We start from the raw sequence: 16,688 nt of genomic DNA, 5'->3' as shown, positions 1-16,688 counted from the left end.
AACGACGCCGACGATGCCTTGGGCCGGGGAGGCGAGCGGGCTGGTCGGTTGTCGGGCGACCCGGTACGCGTACCGGGTCGCCCGACAACCGACCGAGGAAAATCAGTCCTGGTCAGGGGCGGAGTTGTCGGCCTGTCGGCGTCGCCTGGTCTCCAGCGGCCATTCCAGTCCGACCGTCTCGGCGATGCCCCGCCGGTCGAAGTACGCCTGGAGTTTGCGCTTCTGCGCGGCGTACCAGGTGACCTGCGCCCGGTGGAGGTCGTCGGGGAGCATCCGGGCGATCCGCTCGTGCCGGGCCGCGATCGACAGCGCCATCCCGACGGCGGCGCGGGCGTCGCTCGTGGCGTCGTGGGCGGAGCTGAGCTGCACCTCGTAGTACCGGCACAGGTCACCGAGCTGCCGGCCGACGAACCGGTACGGCTCGACCTCCTGGTGCAGGATCGAGGGGTCGACGATGACGGCGCGGTCCCAGTCCAGCGCCGGCAGGGCGTGCCGGGCCAGCTCGGCGTGCAACGTCGTGACGTCGAAGTGGGCGCAGAATGCGACGAGCGGCGTCCCGTCGGCGATCACCTTCCCGACGGCCGCGCCCAGCTCGGCCAGCGCCTCCCCGGCCGGCCGGCCGGCGCTGCGCACCATCTCGTCGGTGATCCCGTGGATCTCGGTGGTGCGGGGCGGGATCGGCACGCCCGGGTTGACGAGCCACCCTGCGGTCGTGCCGTCGGAGTACACCAGCGCGGCGGAGACGATCCGGGCGTCCAACGGCTCGTTGCCGGTGGTCTCGATGTCGAAGCCCACCACCGGCAGGTCGTGCCATCCACTGTGGTCCCCCGGCGGCGGTGCCGCCTCCACCGGCGCACAGTCGTCATGGTACGTGGTCCAGCCGACGCCGAGCCTGAGCGCCTGTCCGGCCCCGGCCTCCACCCGGCCTCGACAGGTGCCACAGGTGCCCGGGTACCTGTTGATCACGATGGGTACTCCTGGTTAGTTCTCGCGGGATGCACTGGCGCGTGCGGCGACGGGACGGAGAGACGAGGGACCGCGCGCCTGAAGATCTTGATCCATCGGCCGCGTCGTCGGCACCCGCCGGCCGGACCACCGTCAGACCTATGTGGACAGTTGATGGTGACCCTTCATCCCCCGGGTCGACGTCGGCACCCGACCCCGCCGCCTGCACCACCGGCCGCCTGTGGCCCGCATCGGGCCCCTGCCCGACGGGTCACCTGGGAGCATCGTGGCCCGGCCCGGACGTTCCGGACCGGCCGAAGCCGGCGGACGGGTCGGTGCGGATCACGCGGGTGCCCCATACTGGCCCCGTGTTCACTCTCGCCCAGGCGCGGTACCTGGTCGCCACCCTGCATCCCCGCATCCACGAGCTGATCGCCATCCGGGCCGACCTGGCCGAGCTGCGGGCCGATCTGGCCGGCTCGGGAATGTCGGCGCTGGGCGGCCGGGCCGAGGTCAAGGCCCTGGAGGCCCGGCTGCACGGCGTGCTGGAGGAGCTGAACTCGCACGACATCCAGGTCAAGGGGATCGCCCCGGTGCTGCTCGACTTCCCCGGCGAGCACGAGGGCCGGGCGGTGCTCTGGTGCTGGCTGGAGGGCGACCCCGACGTGCGCTGGTACCACCGCGTCGAGTGCGGCTTCGCCGGCCGCCGCCCCCTCCGCTAACCCCACCCCACCCTCCCCACCCCACCCCCACCCCTGAGTCGATCATGGAGTTGTGGTGGGCGCAAAAGGGTGCATATGAATGCGAATTCGGCACCACAAGTTCAAGATCGTGTGACGGGTCGGGCGGGGGCCGTGCGACGGGTCCGGCGGGGGCCGCGCGACGGGTCTGGCGAGGGCTGGGCGGGGGGTTGGGGCGGGGGGTTGGTGGGGTGGGGGGTCAGGGCAGGGTGGACAGGTGGGTGGGGGAGACGTTGCCGCCACTGAGGACCAGGATCGTGCGGGTGCCCGGGGTGGCGGTCACCCGGCCGGTGCGCAGCGCGGCGAGGGTGACCGCGGCCGCCGGTTCGAGCAGCAGCCTGGTGGCCGCCATCAGGTCCCACCAGGCGGCCCGGATGTCCGCCTCGGTGACCTCCACCAGGTCGTCCACCAGGTCCCGGACGTGGGCCAGGGTGAGCCGGCCGGCGAACGGTGCGGCCAGCCCGTCGGCCATCGAGACCGGCCGGGTCGCCGGGGTCCCGCCGCCGGTGCGCAGCGCGTGGCCGACGACGTTGGCGGTGGCCGGCTCGACGCCGACGATCCGGGCGGACGGGACGGCGGCCCGGACGGCGGCGGCCACCCCGCTGATCAGTCCGCCGCCGCCGACCGGGACCAGCACCAGGCCCGGCGGTGGACCGTCGGCGAGCAGTTCCCGCCCCAGGGTGGCCTGGCCGGCGATGACGTCCGGGTCGTCGAACGGCGGCAGCAGGTGGTAGCCGCGTTCGGCGGTGATCTGCTCGCAGGTGGCGAGCAGGTCGTCGGTGAGCACGACCTCCCCACCCCACCGGCGGACCGCTTCGATCTTGGTGGACACCGCGTGCGGGGGCATGCAGACGACGGTCGGCAGGCCGAACGTACGCCCGGCGAAGGCCACCGCCATGGCGTGGTTGCCGGCCGAGAAGGCGGTCAGCCCGGTGGGAGTCGCCTGTCGTTCGGTCAGGGCGAGCAGCGCGTTCAACGCGCCCCGGACCTTGAAGCTGCCGGTGTGCTGGAGGTTCTCCGCCTTCACCGCGACGTCGAGCGCGAACTCGTCGCCGAGTTGCGGGCAGGGCAGGAGCGGGGTCCGCACGATCCGCCCGGCGAGCCGGCGTTCGGCGGCCAGGACGTCGTCCACGCTGGTCAGTCGCACCGCAGGAGCCTAGCGGGGTGGGCGGGGCCGTGCCGGTGGGCGGGTCAGTCGGCGGCGGACCGGGGGAGGGGGTCGACCGGCGGGTCGGCGACGGCGAAGACCACCACGTTGTCCCGGTAGTGGCCGACCCGCCTGTCGAAGTCGCCCCCGCAGGTGATCAGCCGCAGCTCCGGGCCGGGCGTCGGGCCGTACACGGTGGCGGTGGGGAAGGCGTCCTTGGGCGTACGCAGCGTGCCGGTGACCCGGAACGTCACCAGGCGGTCGCCCCGCCACACCTCGACCCGGTCGCCGGGGCGCAACTCGCCGAGCCGGGCGAAGACGGCCGGGCCGCGCCGTGAGTCCAGGTGACCGGCGATCACCGCCGGACCCGGGTCGCCGGGCGTCGGGCCGCCGCCGTACCAGCCGGCCCGGGTGAAGTCCGCCGGGGGGACCAGGGCACCGGCCCCGTCCAGCCCGAGGGCGGTGAGCGGGGAGTCGACGCCGATCCGCGCGACGCGTACCCGGGTGGGGGAGGCCGGGGTGGCGCGCGGGGTGCCGGCCCCGGTGGCGCAACCGGTCACGCACCCGGGCTGCCAGGCCCCGGCCGCCGCGACCGGCCGGGGTGCTCCGCCCGGCCCGCCGAGGCCGGTGGCGGCGGTCAGCACGACGCCGACGCCGGCGGCGAGGCAGCACGCCGCGCCGGCCGCGACCAGGACGGCGGCCGGCGCGGGCCGGGCCCGGTGCCGGCGGACCGCGAAGCCGGGCCGGGTCACCAGACCGGTCGCCGCCGACGCCGCACCAGCACCGTCGTGCCCACCACCACGGCCCCCGCGAGCACCCCGCCGGCCATCACCGGGTACGCCCCGAGCCCGCCCCCGGCCAGCCCGCCGGCCCCCGCCGGCACCCCGCCCGCAGGTGCGGTCCCGCCGTCCCGGGCGTCCTCGCGCAGTTCGACTGTCAACCCGCCCTGTTTGCCGTCGAGCACCAGCAGCGAGTAGACCCGTCCCCCGGTGAGGGTCACCTCGGCGTCGGTGCCCGGCCCGCCGCCCCCACCGAGGCGCAGACGCCAACGTCCCGGCTCGATCTGCCGGTAGTCGGTGGTGGTGGCGAACCGGACGGCGTCGGCGATGGCCGGCCCGTCGTCGGCGGCCACGTCGACCACCGGGGCGCGCACGGACGCCTGGACGACCCGCACCTTCGCCCGCCCGGCCGCCGGGGCGCTGAGGTCGTCGGCGAGCACCCGCAGGCCGAGGTCGGCGTACCGGCCCACCCCGGCCACCGTGTACGCCTCGCCCGCGCGCAGGGCCACCTCGGTGGTGAGCACCGGTGGTTCGCTGGCCGGGGCGCCGGCCTGCCGCATCGCCACCGCGTACCGGCCGACGGCCAGCGGCAGGTAACGGGAGACGACGCCGTAGCCGACGGCGGGGAAGACCTGCGGCGTCGCCGCGCCCGGGGCGGAGAGGTAGACGTCCACGGCCGGGGTGTCGGGGGAGAGGTGGGCGAGCCGGACGTAGCCGACGTCGCCGGCCGCCGCCCCGGCCGGCGTGCCGCCGACGGTGGCCAGTGCGGTGCCGAGCAGGAGGGTGCCGGCGGCGGCGAGCAGCCGGCGCGGCGCGGTACGGAGCTGGGGCATCTCGCCTCCGGGCGTGGTGTCGGTGCCGACCCTCAGCGTCCCGTGGACGGGACCCGATCGCAAGTTGGCCGGCCGTCGTGTCCTCTCGTTTCCGATCAGCCCGGTGCGGTCCGGGGACCCGTCCCCGCCATCCGGTACCGTCCGTTCGTGATCAACGTTCGACGGGCCGTGGTCGCCGACGCCGGTGAGATCGTTCGCCTGCGTGGGGTGATGCTGGCCGACATCGACCACATGACGCCCGCCCCGGGACCCTGGCAGCAGGCGGCCCGGGAGGTGCTGCACCGGCGGCTGGCCGAGCCGGTCGACCTGATGGCGGTCTTCGTCGTCGACGACCCGGACCGGCCCGGTGCCCTGGCGGCCTGCGCGACCGGCACCATCGAGCAGCGACTCGGCGGCCCCGGCAACCCCGACGGCCTGACCGGGTACGTGTTCAACGTGGTCACCGAGCCGGTGCACAGGCGGCGCGGCTACTCCCGGGCCTGCCTGGAGGCGCTGCTCGACTGGTACCGGCAGCGCGGGGTCGGCAAGGTCGACCTGCGGGCCTCCACCGACGGGGAGCCGCTCTACCGGTCGTTGGGCTTCGTCGCCACCCCCGGGCCCACACTGCGGCTGAGCCTGCCCGTCACGGACCGGAGGAACTGACCGATGTTCGCGCTGGCGCTGACCGGGGACGCCGAGCTGCGCCCGCTCGCACCGTGGCAGGCCGAGGAGTTCCTGGCCCACCTGGACCGGGCCCGGGAACACATCGCCCCGTGGGTGGGTGCGTCCTTCGTGGCCACCGACCTGGAGTCGGCCCGCCGGGTGCTGCGCCGGTCCGCCGACAAGTGGGCCGACGACGCCGGGGGCATCTGGGGGATCTGGCTCGACGGCACCCTGGTCGGCGGGGTGCTGTTCGTGTCGTTCAGCACCGCGACCGGGGTTGCCGAGGCGGGCTGCTGGCTGGAGCCGGCCGCCGAGGGGCGGGGCCTGGTCACCCGGGCGGCGACCCGGATCGTGGACTGGGCGATCCGGGAACGCGGCATCCGCCGGGTCGAGTGGCGGACCAGCGTCGGTAACGTCCGCAGCATCGCGGTGGCCCGGCGGCTCGGCATGCGGCACGAGGGCACCCTGCGGCAGGTCGCCCTGGGGCCGGCGGGCCCGGTGGACATGGAGATCTGGGCGGTGCTGGCCGACGAGTGGCACCCGGCCCGCTGACCACGGTGGGCCGGCGGCCAGGGCGTCGCGCAGCGTCGGGGCCGGCGAACCCCTAGCTACCCCTGTTGCCCATCGACAATCTTCCCTAAACGCATGATCGAGTGATATCTATCTCCCACCACCACTTCCCCACCCCCAGGAGTGCGACGTGCGGAGATCCCGACTCGTGACCCTCGCCGTGAGTCTCGCGGCGTCCATCGGCGTGACCCTCGGAGCGGCGGTTCCCGTCCAGGCCGCCCCCACCGACCGGTACGTGGCCCTCGGCGACTCGTACGCCTCGGGTGTCGGCGCCGGCAGCTACACCTCCGAGAGCGGTTCCTGCCAGCGCAGCACCAACGCGTACCCGGCGCTGTACAACACCAACATCAAGCCGGCTTCGTACAAGTCGGTGGCCTGCTCCGGCGCGACCACCACCGACGTGGTCAACAGCCAGCTCTCCGCGCTCAGCTCCACCACCACCCTGGTCAGCGTCACCATCGGCGGCAACGACGTCGGCTTCACCTCGATCATGTCGACCTGCGTGCTCCAGGGGGAGACCCAGTGCATCGCGGCGGTGCAGGCCGCCGAGAACAAGGCCCGCGCGGAACTGCCCGCCAAACTCGCCACCGTCTACAACGGCATCAGATCCCGCGCCCCGTCGGCCCGCGTGGTGGTCGTCGGCTACCCGGTCTTCTACCAGCTCGGCACGGTCTGCGTGGGGCTCAGCGCGAACTCCCGCACGAAGATCAACGAAGGTATCAACCTGATCGACGACATCACCCGTACCGCCGCCACCTCGGCCGGCTTCACGTTCGCCGACGTACGGTCCATCTTCGTCGGCCACCAGTTGTGCAGCTACGGCGAGAAGTGGCTGCACGCGTTGAACTTCGCCAACCTCGGTGTCTCCTACCACCCGACGGCGGCCGGCCAGTCCGGCGGCTACTACCCGGTCTTCCGGTCCGCCGCCGGCTGACCTGACCCGCGTTCCCCGGCTCTACCGTGACCGCGTCGCCCTGTCCGGGGGCGGCGCGGTCACGGCCGCTTCCCGGATCGCCGGCTGCCGGTCCGGTCCGCAGGCCCCGCTGTGCGGGCCGGTCCTGTGTGGGCCGGTCCTGTGTGGGCCGGTCCTGTGTGGGCCGGTCCTGTGTGGGCCGGTCCCTGCGTGCGCCGGTCACCACGCGGGGGTGGGCCGGCTTTCCGGGCGCGGCCGGGCTTGCCTGGTGAGGGACGTCGAACGGGCCGACCCATGGATCTTCCGGGCCGGTGGATGCCAGCGGCCCGGCTGGACGCCGACGTCGACCCTAGTCGTCGCGGACGCTTTAGAGCTGATGACGTTGACGACTCGCTGGGCGGTGCCCGTTTGTCGGTGCTCGCTTGTCGGTGCTCGGCGCTCGGTTCTCGGTGCAGCCCTGAACCGTCGCTTCGGGCCGTTCGGGCCGTTCGGGCTGCTCGGGCCCTCCGGGTCGGGCGTGGTCGAGGCAGCCCCGGTCGCCCGCAGCGCGTGGGTAGTCGTCGGTACCGCACTGTCCGGCGGGATTCCCGGCCAGGGTGGGTTGTCGTGATCGGTAGGTGACCACGTGGTGTGTTGCCGACCCGGAGCCGAAAAAGGTGCTGCCCGGCGCGGGTCGCGGCCCGATCGCTGCTTCCGGTGCGAGGAGGTGCCGTGACCCCGCCCGCCCTCTCCGCAGGGGTGATCCGTTGATGTCGTCAGGTCGAAAGGGCGCGGAGGGGCATCGGTGGCGGCGGGTGGTACGCGTCACGGGCGGTGCTGGGTGGGCTGGGCCGCCGCCGGCCGGCGGCGGCCCAGCCGGCCCTCGGCCGAGGTGTCCCGGGTCGGACCGGTGGGCGACGGGCCGCTGTGGGGGAGGGCTTTCAGCCGGGCAGGACCTTCTCGATGGCGGCCCGCAGCTCGGTCGAGTCCGGAGCGACAGTCGGCGCGAACCGGGCGGCGACCGTACCGTCCGGGGCGACCAGGAACTTCTCGAAGTTCCACCGGACGTCGCCGGTGTGCCCCTCGGCGTCGGGGGTGTCGACCAGCGCCGCGTAGAGCGGGTGGCGGGCCGGGCCGTTGACGTCGACCTTCTCGGTCAACGGGAAGGTGACCCCGTAGTTGACCTGGCAGAACTCGTCGATCTCGGTGGCCGTGCCGGGTTCCTGCCCGGCGAACTGGTTGCACGGCACGCCGAGCACCACCAGGCCCCGGTCGGCGTACTCGGTGGCCAGCGCCTGGAGGCCGGCGTACTGCGGGGTGAGGCCGCAGCGGGAGGCCACGTTCACGACCAGCAGCGCCCGGCCCCGGTGGCCGGCCAGGTTGGCCGGGCCGCCGGCCAGGGCGTCGATCTCGATGTCGAAGACGGTCATCCCGCGAGGTTAGCGCCCGGCCCTCCCGCCGGTTCGCCGCCGCCGCGCCCCCCGCCACGCCAGGTCGCCCTGCCACCTGGCCGTGGTCGGTGCGATGAATCGACGGATACGCATCTTGACGAAGTGATGACGGTGTGAGTAGCGTCTCCCCATCGATTTGGAAAGTTTCCTAACTGTTTGAGGAGGCGCCTCATGAAGAGATCGCTCCGCCGCGCCCTCTGGGCCGGCGCCGTCGTGGCGCTGACCGTGGCGGCGGTACCGGTGACCTCGGCGTTCGGCGCCGGAAGCGTCACCGCGACATTCGCCTCGGCGCAGGACTGGGGGACCGGCCACGAAGGGCGGGTCACCGTCACCAACGGCTCCAGCGCCAGCGTCAGCACCTGGCGTATCGAGTTCGACCTGCCGTCCGGCACCACCATCAGCAGCTTCTGGGACGCCGACGTCACCAGCAGCGGCAACCACTACGTGGCGGTGAAGAAGAGCTGGGCCGGGCCGCTCGCCCCGGGGGCCAGCTTCAGCTGGGGCTACAACGGCACCGGGCCGTACAAGGCGCCGCTGAACTGCACGATCAACGGCGTGTCGTGCGGCGGGGGCACCCCGCCCACCACCACGAAGCCGCCGACGACCCCGCCACCCACCACCGCCCCGCCGACGACCCCGCCCCCGACGACCCCACCGCCCACCACCCCGCCGCCCAGCGGGGACAAGAAGGTCGTCGGCTACTTCGCCGAGTGGGGCGTCTACGGGCGCAACTACCACGTCAAGAACATCGCCACCAGCGGCTCCGCCGCCAAGCTCACCCACATCCTGTACGCCTTCGGCAACACCACCGGCGGCCGCTGCACGATCGGGGACAGCTACGCCGACTACGACAAGGCGTACACCGCGGCCGACAGCGTGGACGGCGTCGCCGACACCTGGGACCAGCCGCTGCGCGGCAGCTTCAACCAACTGCGCAAGCTCAAGAAGATGTACCCGCACCTCAAGGTGATCTGGTCCTTCGGCGGCTGGACCTGGTCCGGTGGCTTCACCCAGGCCGCGCAGAACCCGGCCGCGTTCGCCGAGAGCTGCTACAACCTGGTCGAGGACCCGCGCTGGGCGGACGTCTTCGACGGGATCGACGTCGACTGGGAGTACCCCAACGCCTGCGGTCTGAGCTGTGACAGCAGCGGCCCGAACGCGTTCAAGAACGTGATCTCCGCACTGCGGTCCAAGTTCGGCTCGTCGGCCCTGGTCACCGCCGCGATCACCGCCGACGGCAGCAACGGTGGCAAGATCGACGCCACCGACTACGCCGGTGCGGTGGGCAACCTCAACTGGCTGATGCCGATGACGTACGACTACTTCGGCGCGTTCAACGCCCAGGGTCCCACCGCCCCGCATTCGCCGCTCACCTCGTACACCGGAATTCCGCAGCAGGGCTTCAACTCCGATGCGGCGATCCAGAAGCTCAAGTCCAAGGGCGTGCCGGCCAACAAGCTGCTGCTCGGCATCGGCTTCTACGGTCGCGGCTGGACCGGGGTGACGCAGGCCGCCCCGGGCGGCACCGCCACCGGCGCGGCCCCCGGCACCTACGAGGCGGGCATCGAGGACTACAAGGTGCTGAAGAACACCTGCCCGGCCACCGGCACGATCGCCGGTACGGCGTACGCCAAGTGCGGCAGCAACTGGTGGAGCTACGACACGCCGGCCACCATCGGCGGCAAGATGACCTACGCGAAGAACCAGGGCCTCGGCGGCGCGTTCTTCTGGGAACTCTCCGGCGACACCGGCAACGGTGAGCTGATCGGCGCCATCAAGGGCGGCCTCGGCTGAGCCGAGCGTCCGACGCACCACCCGCGCGGGGAGGGACCGGCCACCGGTCCCTCCCCGCACGGCTGTGGCGGGCCCCGACGAAACGCCGGCCGGGCGGCGCGGCGCGGCCGTGACGGGTTGCCACCTGACGGGTGCGGTGTGGCAGACTCGCCGCTCGGCATCCGGTCGACATCCGCACCGTCGACATCCGCACCCGGGGAGGACGCATGGGTCGCAGGCTCCGCACCGCCGGCGTCGTACCGCTGGCCCTGCTGCCGTTCGCCCTGCTCGGCTGCGGCCAGAGCGGCGACGGCGAGGCCGACGGCGGGCCCACCAGGGTGCCCGCCGAGGAGGCGTCGGCCAAGGCCCGCGAGCGGGTCCAGGCGTACCTCGACGCGATGACCGCCAAGGACCCGGCCGCCGGCCGCAACCAGCTCTGCGCGACGATGCAGGCGGGGTTCGACGCCGCCGCGACCGGGCCGAACGGTGATTTCGCCGACCATTTCGAGGTGCCCGGGGCGACCGTCACCGACATCCGCACCGGTGCCCGGGGGCAGGAGGTCAGCACCACGGTGACCGTTTCGGTGGGATCGACGAAGGTCACCAGGCGGCTGCTGTTCACCGTCACCCGGGACGGCGCGGACTGGTGCATCGCGGGCGAGGAACCCGGCGGGCACAGTCCCGCGCCGTCGCCGACCCCGTGACTCCCAACTGCCGGAACCCCGCCCCTCGGGGCCGCGACGTCCGGACCGTCGCCGTACGCTTTCTGCCATGCGCCATGAGTGGCATCAGCTGAGCTACCCCGCCGTGAGCAGCCCCGGGCTGCAGACCAGCCGCCCCACCGTCGACTCGGCGGAGGACGCCGCCCTCGGTCTCGACAGGTGGCGTGACCTGCCCCGTGAGCAGATCCCGCCGTGGTCCGACCCGGCCCAGGTCGCCGAGGTGTGCAAGGTGCTCGACACCGTGCCGTCGGTGGTCGCCCCCTACGAGGTCGACCAGCTCCGCCGCAAGCTGGCCCTGGTCTGCGAGGGCAAGGCGTTCCTGCTCCAGGGCGGCGACTGCGCCGAGACCTTCGCCGACAACACCGAGAGCCACCTGCTGGCCAACGCCCGCACCCTGCTCCAGATGGCGATCGTGCTCACCTACGGCGCGTCGCTGCCGGTGGTGAAGGTGGCCCGGGTCGCCGGCCAGTACACCAAGCCCCGGTCGCTGCCGACCGACGCCCGGGGGCTGCCCGCGTACCGCGGCGACATGATCAACGCGCTGGAGGCCGACCCGGCCGCCCGGGTCGCCGACCCGCAGCGCATGATCCGGGCGTACGCGAACTCGGCCGCCGCGATGAACATGCTGCGCGCCTACCTGGCCGGCGGACTGGCCGACCTGCACGCGGTGCACGACTGGAACAAGGGCTTCGTCAAGAACTCCCCGGCGGGGGAGCGCTACGAGGCGATCGCCCGGGAGATCGACCGGGCCATCGCGTTCATCCGGGCCTGCGGGATGACCGAGGACGAGGCGCTGCGTACCGTCACCCTCTACTGCTCCCACGAGGCGCTGGCCCTGGAGTACGACCGGGCGCTGACCCGGGTCTCCGACCGTCGGGCATATGGGTTGTCCGGGCACTTCCTGTGGGTCGGCGAGCGGACCCGGCAGCTCGACGGCGCGCACATCGACTTCATCTCCCGCATCGCCAACCCGATCGGCGTGAAACTCGGCCCGACCACCAGCCCGGACGAGGCGATCGAGCTGTGCGAGAAGCTCAACCCGGACAACATCCCCGGCCGGCTGACCCTGATCAGCCGGATGGGCAACCACAAGGTCCGCGACGCGTTGCCGCCGATCGTGGCCAAGGTCACCGCCGCCGGGGCGAAGGTGGTGTGGCAGTGCGACCCGATGCACGGCAACACCCACGAGTCCTCCAACGGCTACAAGACCCGGCATTTCGACCGGATCGTCGACGAGGTCCTCGGCTACTTCGAGGTGCACCGGGGGCTGGACACCCACCCGGGCGGCATCCACGTCGAGCTGACCGGCGAGGACGTCACCGAGTGCCTCGGCGGGGCCCAGGGCATCGAAGACCTCGACCTGCCCGGCCGGTACGAGACGGCGTGTGACCCCCGGCTGAACACCCAGCAGTCGCTGGAGCTGGCCTTCCTGGTGGCGGAGATGCTCCGTGGCTGACCCGACGACGGGCGTCGGCCCGGTGGCCGACCTGCGTTCCGACACGGTGACCCGACCCACCGCCGGAATGCGGGAGGCGATGGCCGCCGCCGAGGTCGGCGACGACGTCTACGCCGAGGACCCGACGGTCAACGCGCTGGAGGCCGAGGTCGCCGCGCTCTTCGGGCACGAGGCGGCGCTCTTCGCCCCGACCGGGACGATGGCCAACCAGCTCGCCCTGCAACTGGTCGTCCCACCCGGTGACGAACTGCTCTGCGACGCCGACGCGCACGTGGTGACGTACGAGGTCGGCGCGGCGGCGGCGTACGGTGCGATCTCCACGCGGACCTGGCCGCCCCTCGGCGCGGGCCTGGACCCGGGCGTGGTGGAGGCGATGATCCGGCCGGACGGCTACTTCGCGGTGCCGACCCGGGCGATCGCCGTGGAGCAGACCCACAACCGGGGCGGTGGTGGGGTGATCCCGCTGGCGACCCTGCGGGAGCTACGCCGGGTCGCCGACACCGCCGGCCTCGCCCTGCACTGCGACGGGGCCCGGATCTGGCACGCGCACGTCGCCGACGGGGTGCCGCTGCACGAGTACGGCGCGCTGTTCGACACCCTGTCGGTCTGCCTGTCCAAGGGCCTCGGCGCACCCGTCGGCTCGCTGGTCGTGGGCAGTGCCGAGCGGATCGAGCGGGCCCGGTTCCTGCGTAAGCGGATGGGGGGCGGGATGCGGCAGGTCGGGGTGCTCGCCGCCGCCGGCCGGTACGCCCTGGCCCACCACCTCGACCGGCTCGTCGACGACCACGCCCGGGCCGCCCGGCTCGCCGAGGCGCTCGCCCCGTGCGGGGTGCTCGCCGGCCCGGTACGCACGAACATCGTGCCGTTGGACCTGACCGGGCACCGGCTCGACGCGCGGGCCCTGGCCACCGCCGCCCGCGCGGAGGGGGTGCTGCTGTCGGTGCTCGGCCCCCGCACCGCCCGTCTGGTCACCCACCTCGACGTCGACGACGCCGCCATCGACCACGCCGCCAAGATCCTCCCCGACCTGCTCGCTCCCTGACCCCCGCTACCGGTGCCGCCCCGCCCCGCCCTTCCATTCCCTTCCCGGCTTCCGGTGTTGATCAAGAAGTTTGCGTCAGCGTGGAGATCAAACTTGACGCAAACCTCTTGATCACCGCGCAAACCTCTTGATCACCGAGGGCGTGGAGCCGGCGGTGGCGGGCGGCGGGAGAGGACGGGGCTGTCAGGGGTGGAGGCGGTTCAGGGTGGCTATGTCGGTGGCGTGGCCCTCGTGTTTCTCGGTGGGGGTCTCCACGACGACGGGGATGCCGGCGGTCGCCGGGTGGGCCATCAACTCGGCGAAGGCCGGCTCACCGATGTTGCCCTTGCCGATGTTCTCGTGCCGGTCCCGGGTCGAGCCGCACAGGTCCTTGGAGTCGTTGGCGTGGATCAGCTTGAGCCGGTCCGCCCCGACCGTGGCGACCAGGGTGTCCAGGGTCGCCGTCATGCCGCCCGGCACGGCCAGGTCGTGCCCGGCCGCCCAGGCGTGGCAGGTGTCGAAGCAGACGCCCAGCCCCGGGTGCCTGTCGACCGCGTCCAGGTAGGGGCCGAGGTGCTCCACCCGGGAGGCCAGTGACCGGCCACCCCCGGCGCTCGGCTCCACCAGCAGCAGCGGACCGCCGCCGGCCGTGGTCTCGTCGAGTAGCGGCAGCAGCGACTCGCGTACCTGCCGCAGGGCGGTCTCGGCGTAGCCGGCGTCGACCGCGCTGCCGGCGTGGAACACCACGCCCCGGGCCCCGATCGCCCGCCCCCGACGCAGCGCGTGCGCCAGCGTCTGCGCCGACTTCTCCACCGTCGCGGCCGTGGGCGAACCGAGGTTCACCAGCAGCGACGCGTGGATGTAGACCGGTACGCCCCGGGCGGCGCAGCCCTCGGCGAACAGCGCGTCCTGGGCCGGGTCGCCGGGCGGCAGCGCCCAGCCCCGCGAGTTGGCGACGTAGACCTGCACCACCCGGGAGCCGGTCGCGTCCACGTACGGCAGGGCCGCCCTGGCCAGCCCACCCGAGGTGGGGGTGTGCGAGCCGACCGGCCGGTGGGCGCTCACAGGCAGCCCAGGGTGACCGGGGTGCCCGGGGGCACCTGCGAGTTCTCGCCCGGGTTCTGGAACCGGACGATGCCGTTGGGGTTGAACTGGACGTTCACCGTGAACCCCGCGCCCTCCAACTGCTGCTTGGCCTGCTGGCAGGGCAGGTCGACCACCCGGGGGACGGTCACCTGCGGCGGGCCCTTGCTGACGTCCAGCTTGACCTTGGTGCCCTTCTCCACGCCCGCGCCGTCGGCCGGGCTCTGCCCGAGCACCTCGTCGCGCGGCTTGTCGGATTCCTTGTACGTCTCGACCAGCTCCAGGCCGAGCCGGGACAGGGTGCTGCGGGCGTCGTTGAGGCTCTTGCCGACCAGGTCGGGCACCGTGATCGGGGCGCGGCCCCGGCTCAGGATGACCGTCACCTTGGTGCCCGGCTTCACCTCGGTGCCCACCTTCGGGTTGGTGTCCACCACCACCCCGGCCGGCAGGTTGTCGTCGTAGCGGGGCGTGCCCTTGGCGACCACCAGTTTCGCGCTGGTCAGGTCGGCCTCGGCCAGGTCGAACTCCTTGCCGACGACGTCCGGCAGCGGGAACCGCTCCGGGCCCAGGGAGAGCGTCAGCGTGATGGTGCCACCCTTGAGGATCTTGGCAGCCGAGCCCGGGTCCTGGGTGATCACCCCGTCGCGGGGGACCTTCTCGTCGTAGCGTGGCGCGGCGAAGGCGATCTGGAAGCCTGCCCGGTCCGCCTGCGCCTGTGCGTCGGCCCGGCTCAGGTTCACCAGCTGCGGCGCGACCGTGTACCGGCCCACCCCCACCCACCAGCCGCCCATCGCGGCGAGCAGGCCGACCACCACCACGGCCGCCGCGACCGACAACCGGCCGCGCGGGGTGCCCATCATCCGGGTACGCAGCTCCGCCAGCCGGGACCGCAGGTCGGTGTCCTCGGCGGCCCGCCGCCGGTGCGGGCGCTGCGGGGCGGCCGGCTCGGGCAGCCGGGCCCAGGTCGGCCGGGTCACCGGGCTGACCGCCGCGACCACCATCGTCGGCTCGGCCACCGCCGGCAGCTCCCCGGCCACCCGGCCCAGCACGGCGGTGTGCGCGTTCGGGTTGCCCAGGTCGTCCCGGGCCACCTGCACCTCGGCCAGCAGGGCACCCGCGTCGGCCGGGCGGGCGCCCGGATCCCGCCGGGTCGACCGCGCGACCAACTCGTCGAGCACCCGGGGCAGGCCGGGCACCAGGACCGACGGGGCCGGCACGTCCTTGTCGACGTGCTGCCAGGCCACGTCGACCGGACGGTCCCCGTCGTACGGCACCCGGCCGGTGAGCATCTCGAACAGCACGATGCCGGCCGAGTAGACGTCGGTACGGGGGTCGGCGCGTCCGTCGGTGACCAGCTCCGGCGCCACGTACGCCACGGTCGCCATCAGCTGGTTGCCGTCGCCCTCCTCGGCGCTGGCCTCCACCGCGCGGGCCAGGCCGAAGTCGGCGACCTTGACCACGCTGTCGACCAGGTTGGCGACCCCGCCGGTGGGTGCCTCGGCGACCAGCACGTTCTCCGGTTTGACGTCGCGGTGGACCAGCCCGGCCCGGTGCGCGGCGGCGATCGCGGCGAGCATCTGCTCCATGATCGCCAGCGCCTCGTCGGGGTTGAGCCGGCGGCGTTCGGCCAGCACCTCGCGCAGGGTGCGACCCCTGACGTACTCCATCACCAGGTAGGGCAGCCCCTGGTGGGTGCCCTGGTCGTAGACGGCGACCACGTTGGGGTGGGTCAGCCGGGCGATGGCCTTGGCCTCGTCGGTGAACCGGTCCGGGAAGCCCGCCAGCCGGGACCGAGCCTGCGCGGCCTGGGACGGGTGGATGATCTTCACCGCAACGGTACGCTCCAGGCGCTCGTCGGTGGCGGTGTACACGGTCGCCATGCCACCACGGGCCACGCGACCGCGAATGCGGTAGCGCCCGTCGAGCAGCGAGCCCAGCAACGTGTCGGCGACCTGTATGTCCATCGGCAGGGAGTCTATGTGTCCTGAGGGTGAAGGTTGAACAGGATGCTACAGCCGGGGCCGGCACCGGTCGGTCCCGCCGCGCTCACCCCCGGCCCGGCGGGGTGCCGCTGCACGGGTGGCCGGGCGACGTGGCAGGGTGGTCGGGTGACCGAACCCGTACCCGCCGACCAGGCCGTCGGCAGCGACCTCGCCGGTCCCAGCGACCCGGCCGCGTGGCTCACCCTCCCGGACGTCGCCGAGCGGCTCGACCTGTCGATCAGCAAGGTGCACCAGATGATCCGGGACCGCGAGCTGCTCGCCGTCCGCCGTGACGGTGTCCGCCGGATCCCCGCCGACCTGGTCGCCAACAAGACGGTGCTCAAGCACCTGCCCGGCGTGCTCACCCTGCTCGCCGATGCCGGCTACGACGACGAGGCCGCCCTGCGCTGGCTCTACGAGCCCGACGACACCCTCTCCGGCGGCACGGGCGCGGTGACCCTCGGCGGCGACCACGCCCGCGAGGTCAAACGCCGCGCCCAGGCCCTCGGCTTCTGACCCCACCCCCACTCCTGATCCCGCCGGCCTTCACCGCGCCGGCCGCCCGCCGAACCGCGTTGATCAAGAGGTTTCGGTCATCCCCGGGGACATCCGTGACGCAAACCTCTTGATCAACGCGACCCAGCGACGTGCC

General features: G+C 73.3%; 16 protein-coding genes. 9 read left to right on the top strand and 7 right to left on the bottom strand.

Going from position 1 to position 16,688, the window contains the following annotated elements; translation table 11 throughout:
• Window positions 1-102: 102 nt before the first annotated feature.
• Window positions 103-966: an exonuclease domain-containing protein gene (locus JQN84_RS16870; protein ID WP_204959315.1), complete on the bottom strand. Its 864-nt coding sequence runs from the start codon at window positions 964-966 to the stop codon at window positions 103-105.
• Between the two features lie 347 nt (window positions 967-1,313).
• On the opposite strand from JQN84_RS16870, the gene JQN84_RS32295 reads away from it, so the two are divergent.
• Window positions 1,314-1,667: a DUF2203 domain-containing protein gene (locus JQN84_RS32295; RefSeq protein ID WP_204959314.1), complete on the top strand. Its 354-nt coding sequence runs from the start codon at window positions 1,314-1,316 to the stop codon at window positions 1,665-1,667.
• Window positions 1,668-1,884: 217 nt separating this feature from the next.
• On the opposite strand, the gene JQN84_RS16860 is transcribed toward JQN84_RS32295, so the two are convergent.
• Genes JQN84_RS16860 through JQN84_RS16850 form a run of 3 tightly spaced genes read right to left on the bottom strand, consistent with a single transcriptional unit; the run spans window position 1,885 to window position 4,444 of the window.
• Window positions 1,885-2,832 carry a threonine ammonia-lyase gene (locus JQN84_RS16860; protein ID WP_204959313.1) on the bottom strand — a complete coding sequence of 316 codons (948 nt, stop codon included), beginning with the start codon at window positions 2,830-2,832 and terminating at the stop codon, window positions 1,885-1,887.
• Between the two features lie 44 nt (window positions 2,833-2,876).
• A complete protein-coding gene (locus JQN84_RS16855) occupies window positions 2,877-3,584 on the bottom strand; it encodes a class F sortase (RefSeq protein ID WP_307821263.1) in 708 nt (235 codons plus the stop codon).
• Window positions 3,581-4,444, bottom strand: coding sequence for a DUF4397 domain-containing protein (locus JQN84_RS16850; protein WP_204959312.1), 864 nt, complete (start codon window positions 4,442-4,444; stop codon window positions 3,581-3,583). Before JQN84_RS16850 ends, JQN84_RS16855 begins: the two co-directional genes overlap by 4 nt.
• A gap of 147 nt (window positions 4,445-4,591) precedes the next feature.
• Here JQN84_RS16850 and JQN84_RS16845 point away from each other — a divergent pair, with 147 nt between their 5' ends.
• The 3 genes from JQN84_RS16845 (at window position 4,592) to JQN84_RS16835 (ending at window position 6,590) form a co-directional block, all read left to right on the top strand.
• Window positions 4,592-5,086 (top strand): GNAT family N-acetyltransferase, encoded by a 495-nt coding sequence (locus tag JQN84_RS16845; RefSeq protein ID WP_307821261.1) that lies wholly within the window; start codon window positions 4,592-4,594, stop codon window positions 5,084-5,086.
• Between the two features lie 3 nt (window positions 5,087-5,089).
• A complete protein-coding gene (locus tag JQN84_RS16840; RefSeq protein ID WP_204959311.1) occupies window positions 5,090-5,638 on the top strand; it encodes a GNAT family N-acetyltransferase in 549 nt (182 codons plus the stop codon).
• A gap of 148 nt (window positions 5,639-5,786) precedes the next feature.
• A complete protein-coding gene (locus JQN84_RS16835) occupies window positions 5,787-6,590 on the top strand; it encodes an SGNH/GDSL hydrolase family protein (RefSeq protein WP_204959310.1) in 804 nt (267 codons plus the stop codon).
• 899 nt (window positions 6,591-7,489) lie between these two features.
• On the opposite strand, the gene JQN84_RS16830 is transcribed toward JQN84_RS16835, so the two are convergent.
• Window positions 7,490-7,978 carry a glutathione peroxidase gene (locus tag JQN84_RS16830; protein WP_204959309.1) on the bottom strand — a complete coding sequence of 163 codons (489 nt, stop codon included), beginning with the start codon at window positions 7,976-7,978 and terminating at the stop codon, window positions 7,490-7,492.
• A 192-nt stretch (window positions 7,979-8,170) separates the two neighbouring features.
• Here JQN84_RS16830 and JQN84_RS16825 point away from each other — a divergent pair, with 192 nt between their 5' ends.
• The 4 genes from JQN84_RS16825 (at window position 8,171) to JQN84_RS16810 (ending at window position 12,992) form a co-directional block, all read left to right on the top strand.
• On the top strand, window positions 8,171-9,793 hold the full coding sequence (locus tag JQN84_RS16825; protein ID WP_204959308.1) for a glycosyl hydrolase family 18 protein: 1,623 nt from the start codon (window positions 8,171-8,173) through the stop codon (window positions 9,791-9,793).
• Between the two features lie 206 nt (window positions 9,794-9,999).
• The gene (locus JQN84_RS16820; RefSeq protein WP_204959307.1) at window positions 10,000-10,476 is read left to right on the top strand and encodes a hypothetical protein; all 477 of its coding nucleotides are present in this window, start codon (window positions 10,000-10,002) and stop codon (window positions 10,474-10,476) included.
• 67 nt (window positions 10,477-10,543) lie between these two features.
• On the top strand, window positions 10,544-11,950 hold the full coding sequence (locus tag JQN84_RS16815; RefSeq protein WP_204959306.1) for a class II 3-deoxy-7-phosphoheptulonate synthase: 1,407 nt from the start codon (window positions 10,544-10,546) through the stop codon (window positions 11,948-11,950).
• A 22-nt stretch (window positions 11,951-11,972) separates the two neighbouring features.
• Entirely contained in the window at window positions 11,973-12,992 is a 1,020-nt protein-coding gene (locus JQN84_RS16810; protein ID WP_204959636.1) for a threonine aldolase family protein, read from the top strand.
• 183 nt (window positions 12,993-13,175) lie between these two features.
• Here JQN84_RS16810 and JQN84_RS16805 read toward each other — a convergent pair whose 3' ends face one another.
• Both JQN84_RS16805 and pknB read right to left on the bottom strand, forming a co-directional pair.
• Entirely contained in the window at window positions 13,176-14,036 is an 861-nt protein-coding gene (locus JQN84_RS16805) for a deoxyribonuclease IV (RefSeq protein ID WP_204959305.1), read from the bottom strand.
• On the bottom strand, window positions 14,033-16,018 hold the full coding sequence (gene pknB / locus JQN84_RS16800; RefSeq protein ID WP_204959304.1) for a Stk1 family PASTA domain-containing Ser/Thr kinase: 1,986 nt from the start codon (window positions 16,016-16,018) through the stop codon (window positions 14,033-14,035). The genes JQN84_RS16805 and pknB overlap by 4 nt, the downstream gene beginning before the upstream one ends.
• Before the next feature lie 144 nt (window positions 16,019-16,162).
• Between pknB and JQN84_RS16795 the strand changes: the two genes are divergently transcribed.
• On the top strand, window positions 16,163-16,552 hold the full coding sequence (locus JQN84_RS16795) for an Rv2175c family DNA-binding protein (RefSeq protein WP_204959303.1): 390 nt from the start codon (window positions 16,163-16,165) through the stop codon (window positions 16,550-16,552).
• Window positions 16,553-16,688: the final 136 nt, after the last annotated feature.

This window comes from Micromonospora humidisoli, assembly GCF_016900955.1.
In the GTDB taxonomy this organism is placed as follows: Bacteria; Actinomycetota; Actinomycetes; order Mycobacteriales; family Micromonosporaceae; genus Micromonospora; species Micromonospora wenchangensis.
The sequence above is the reverse complement of the archived record's forward strand: the minus strand, read 5'-3'. Positions and strand labels throughout refer to the sequence as shown.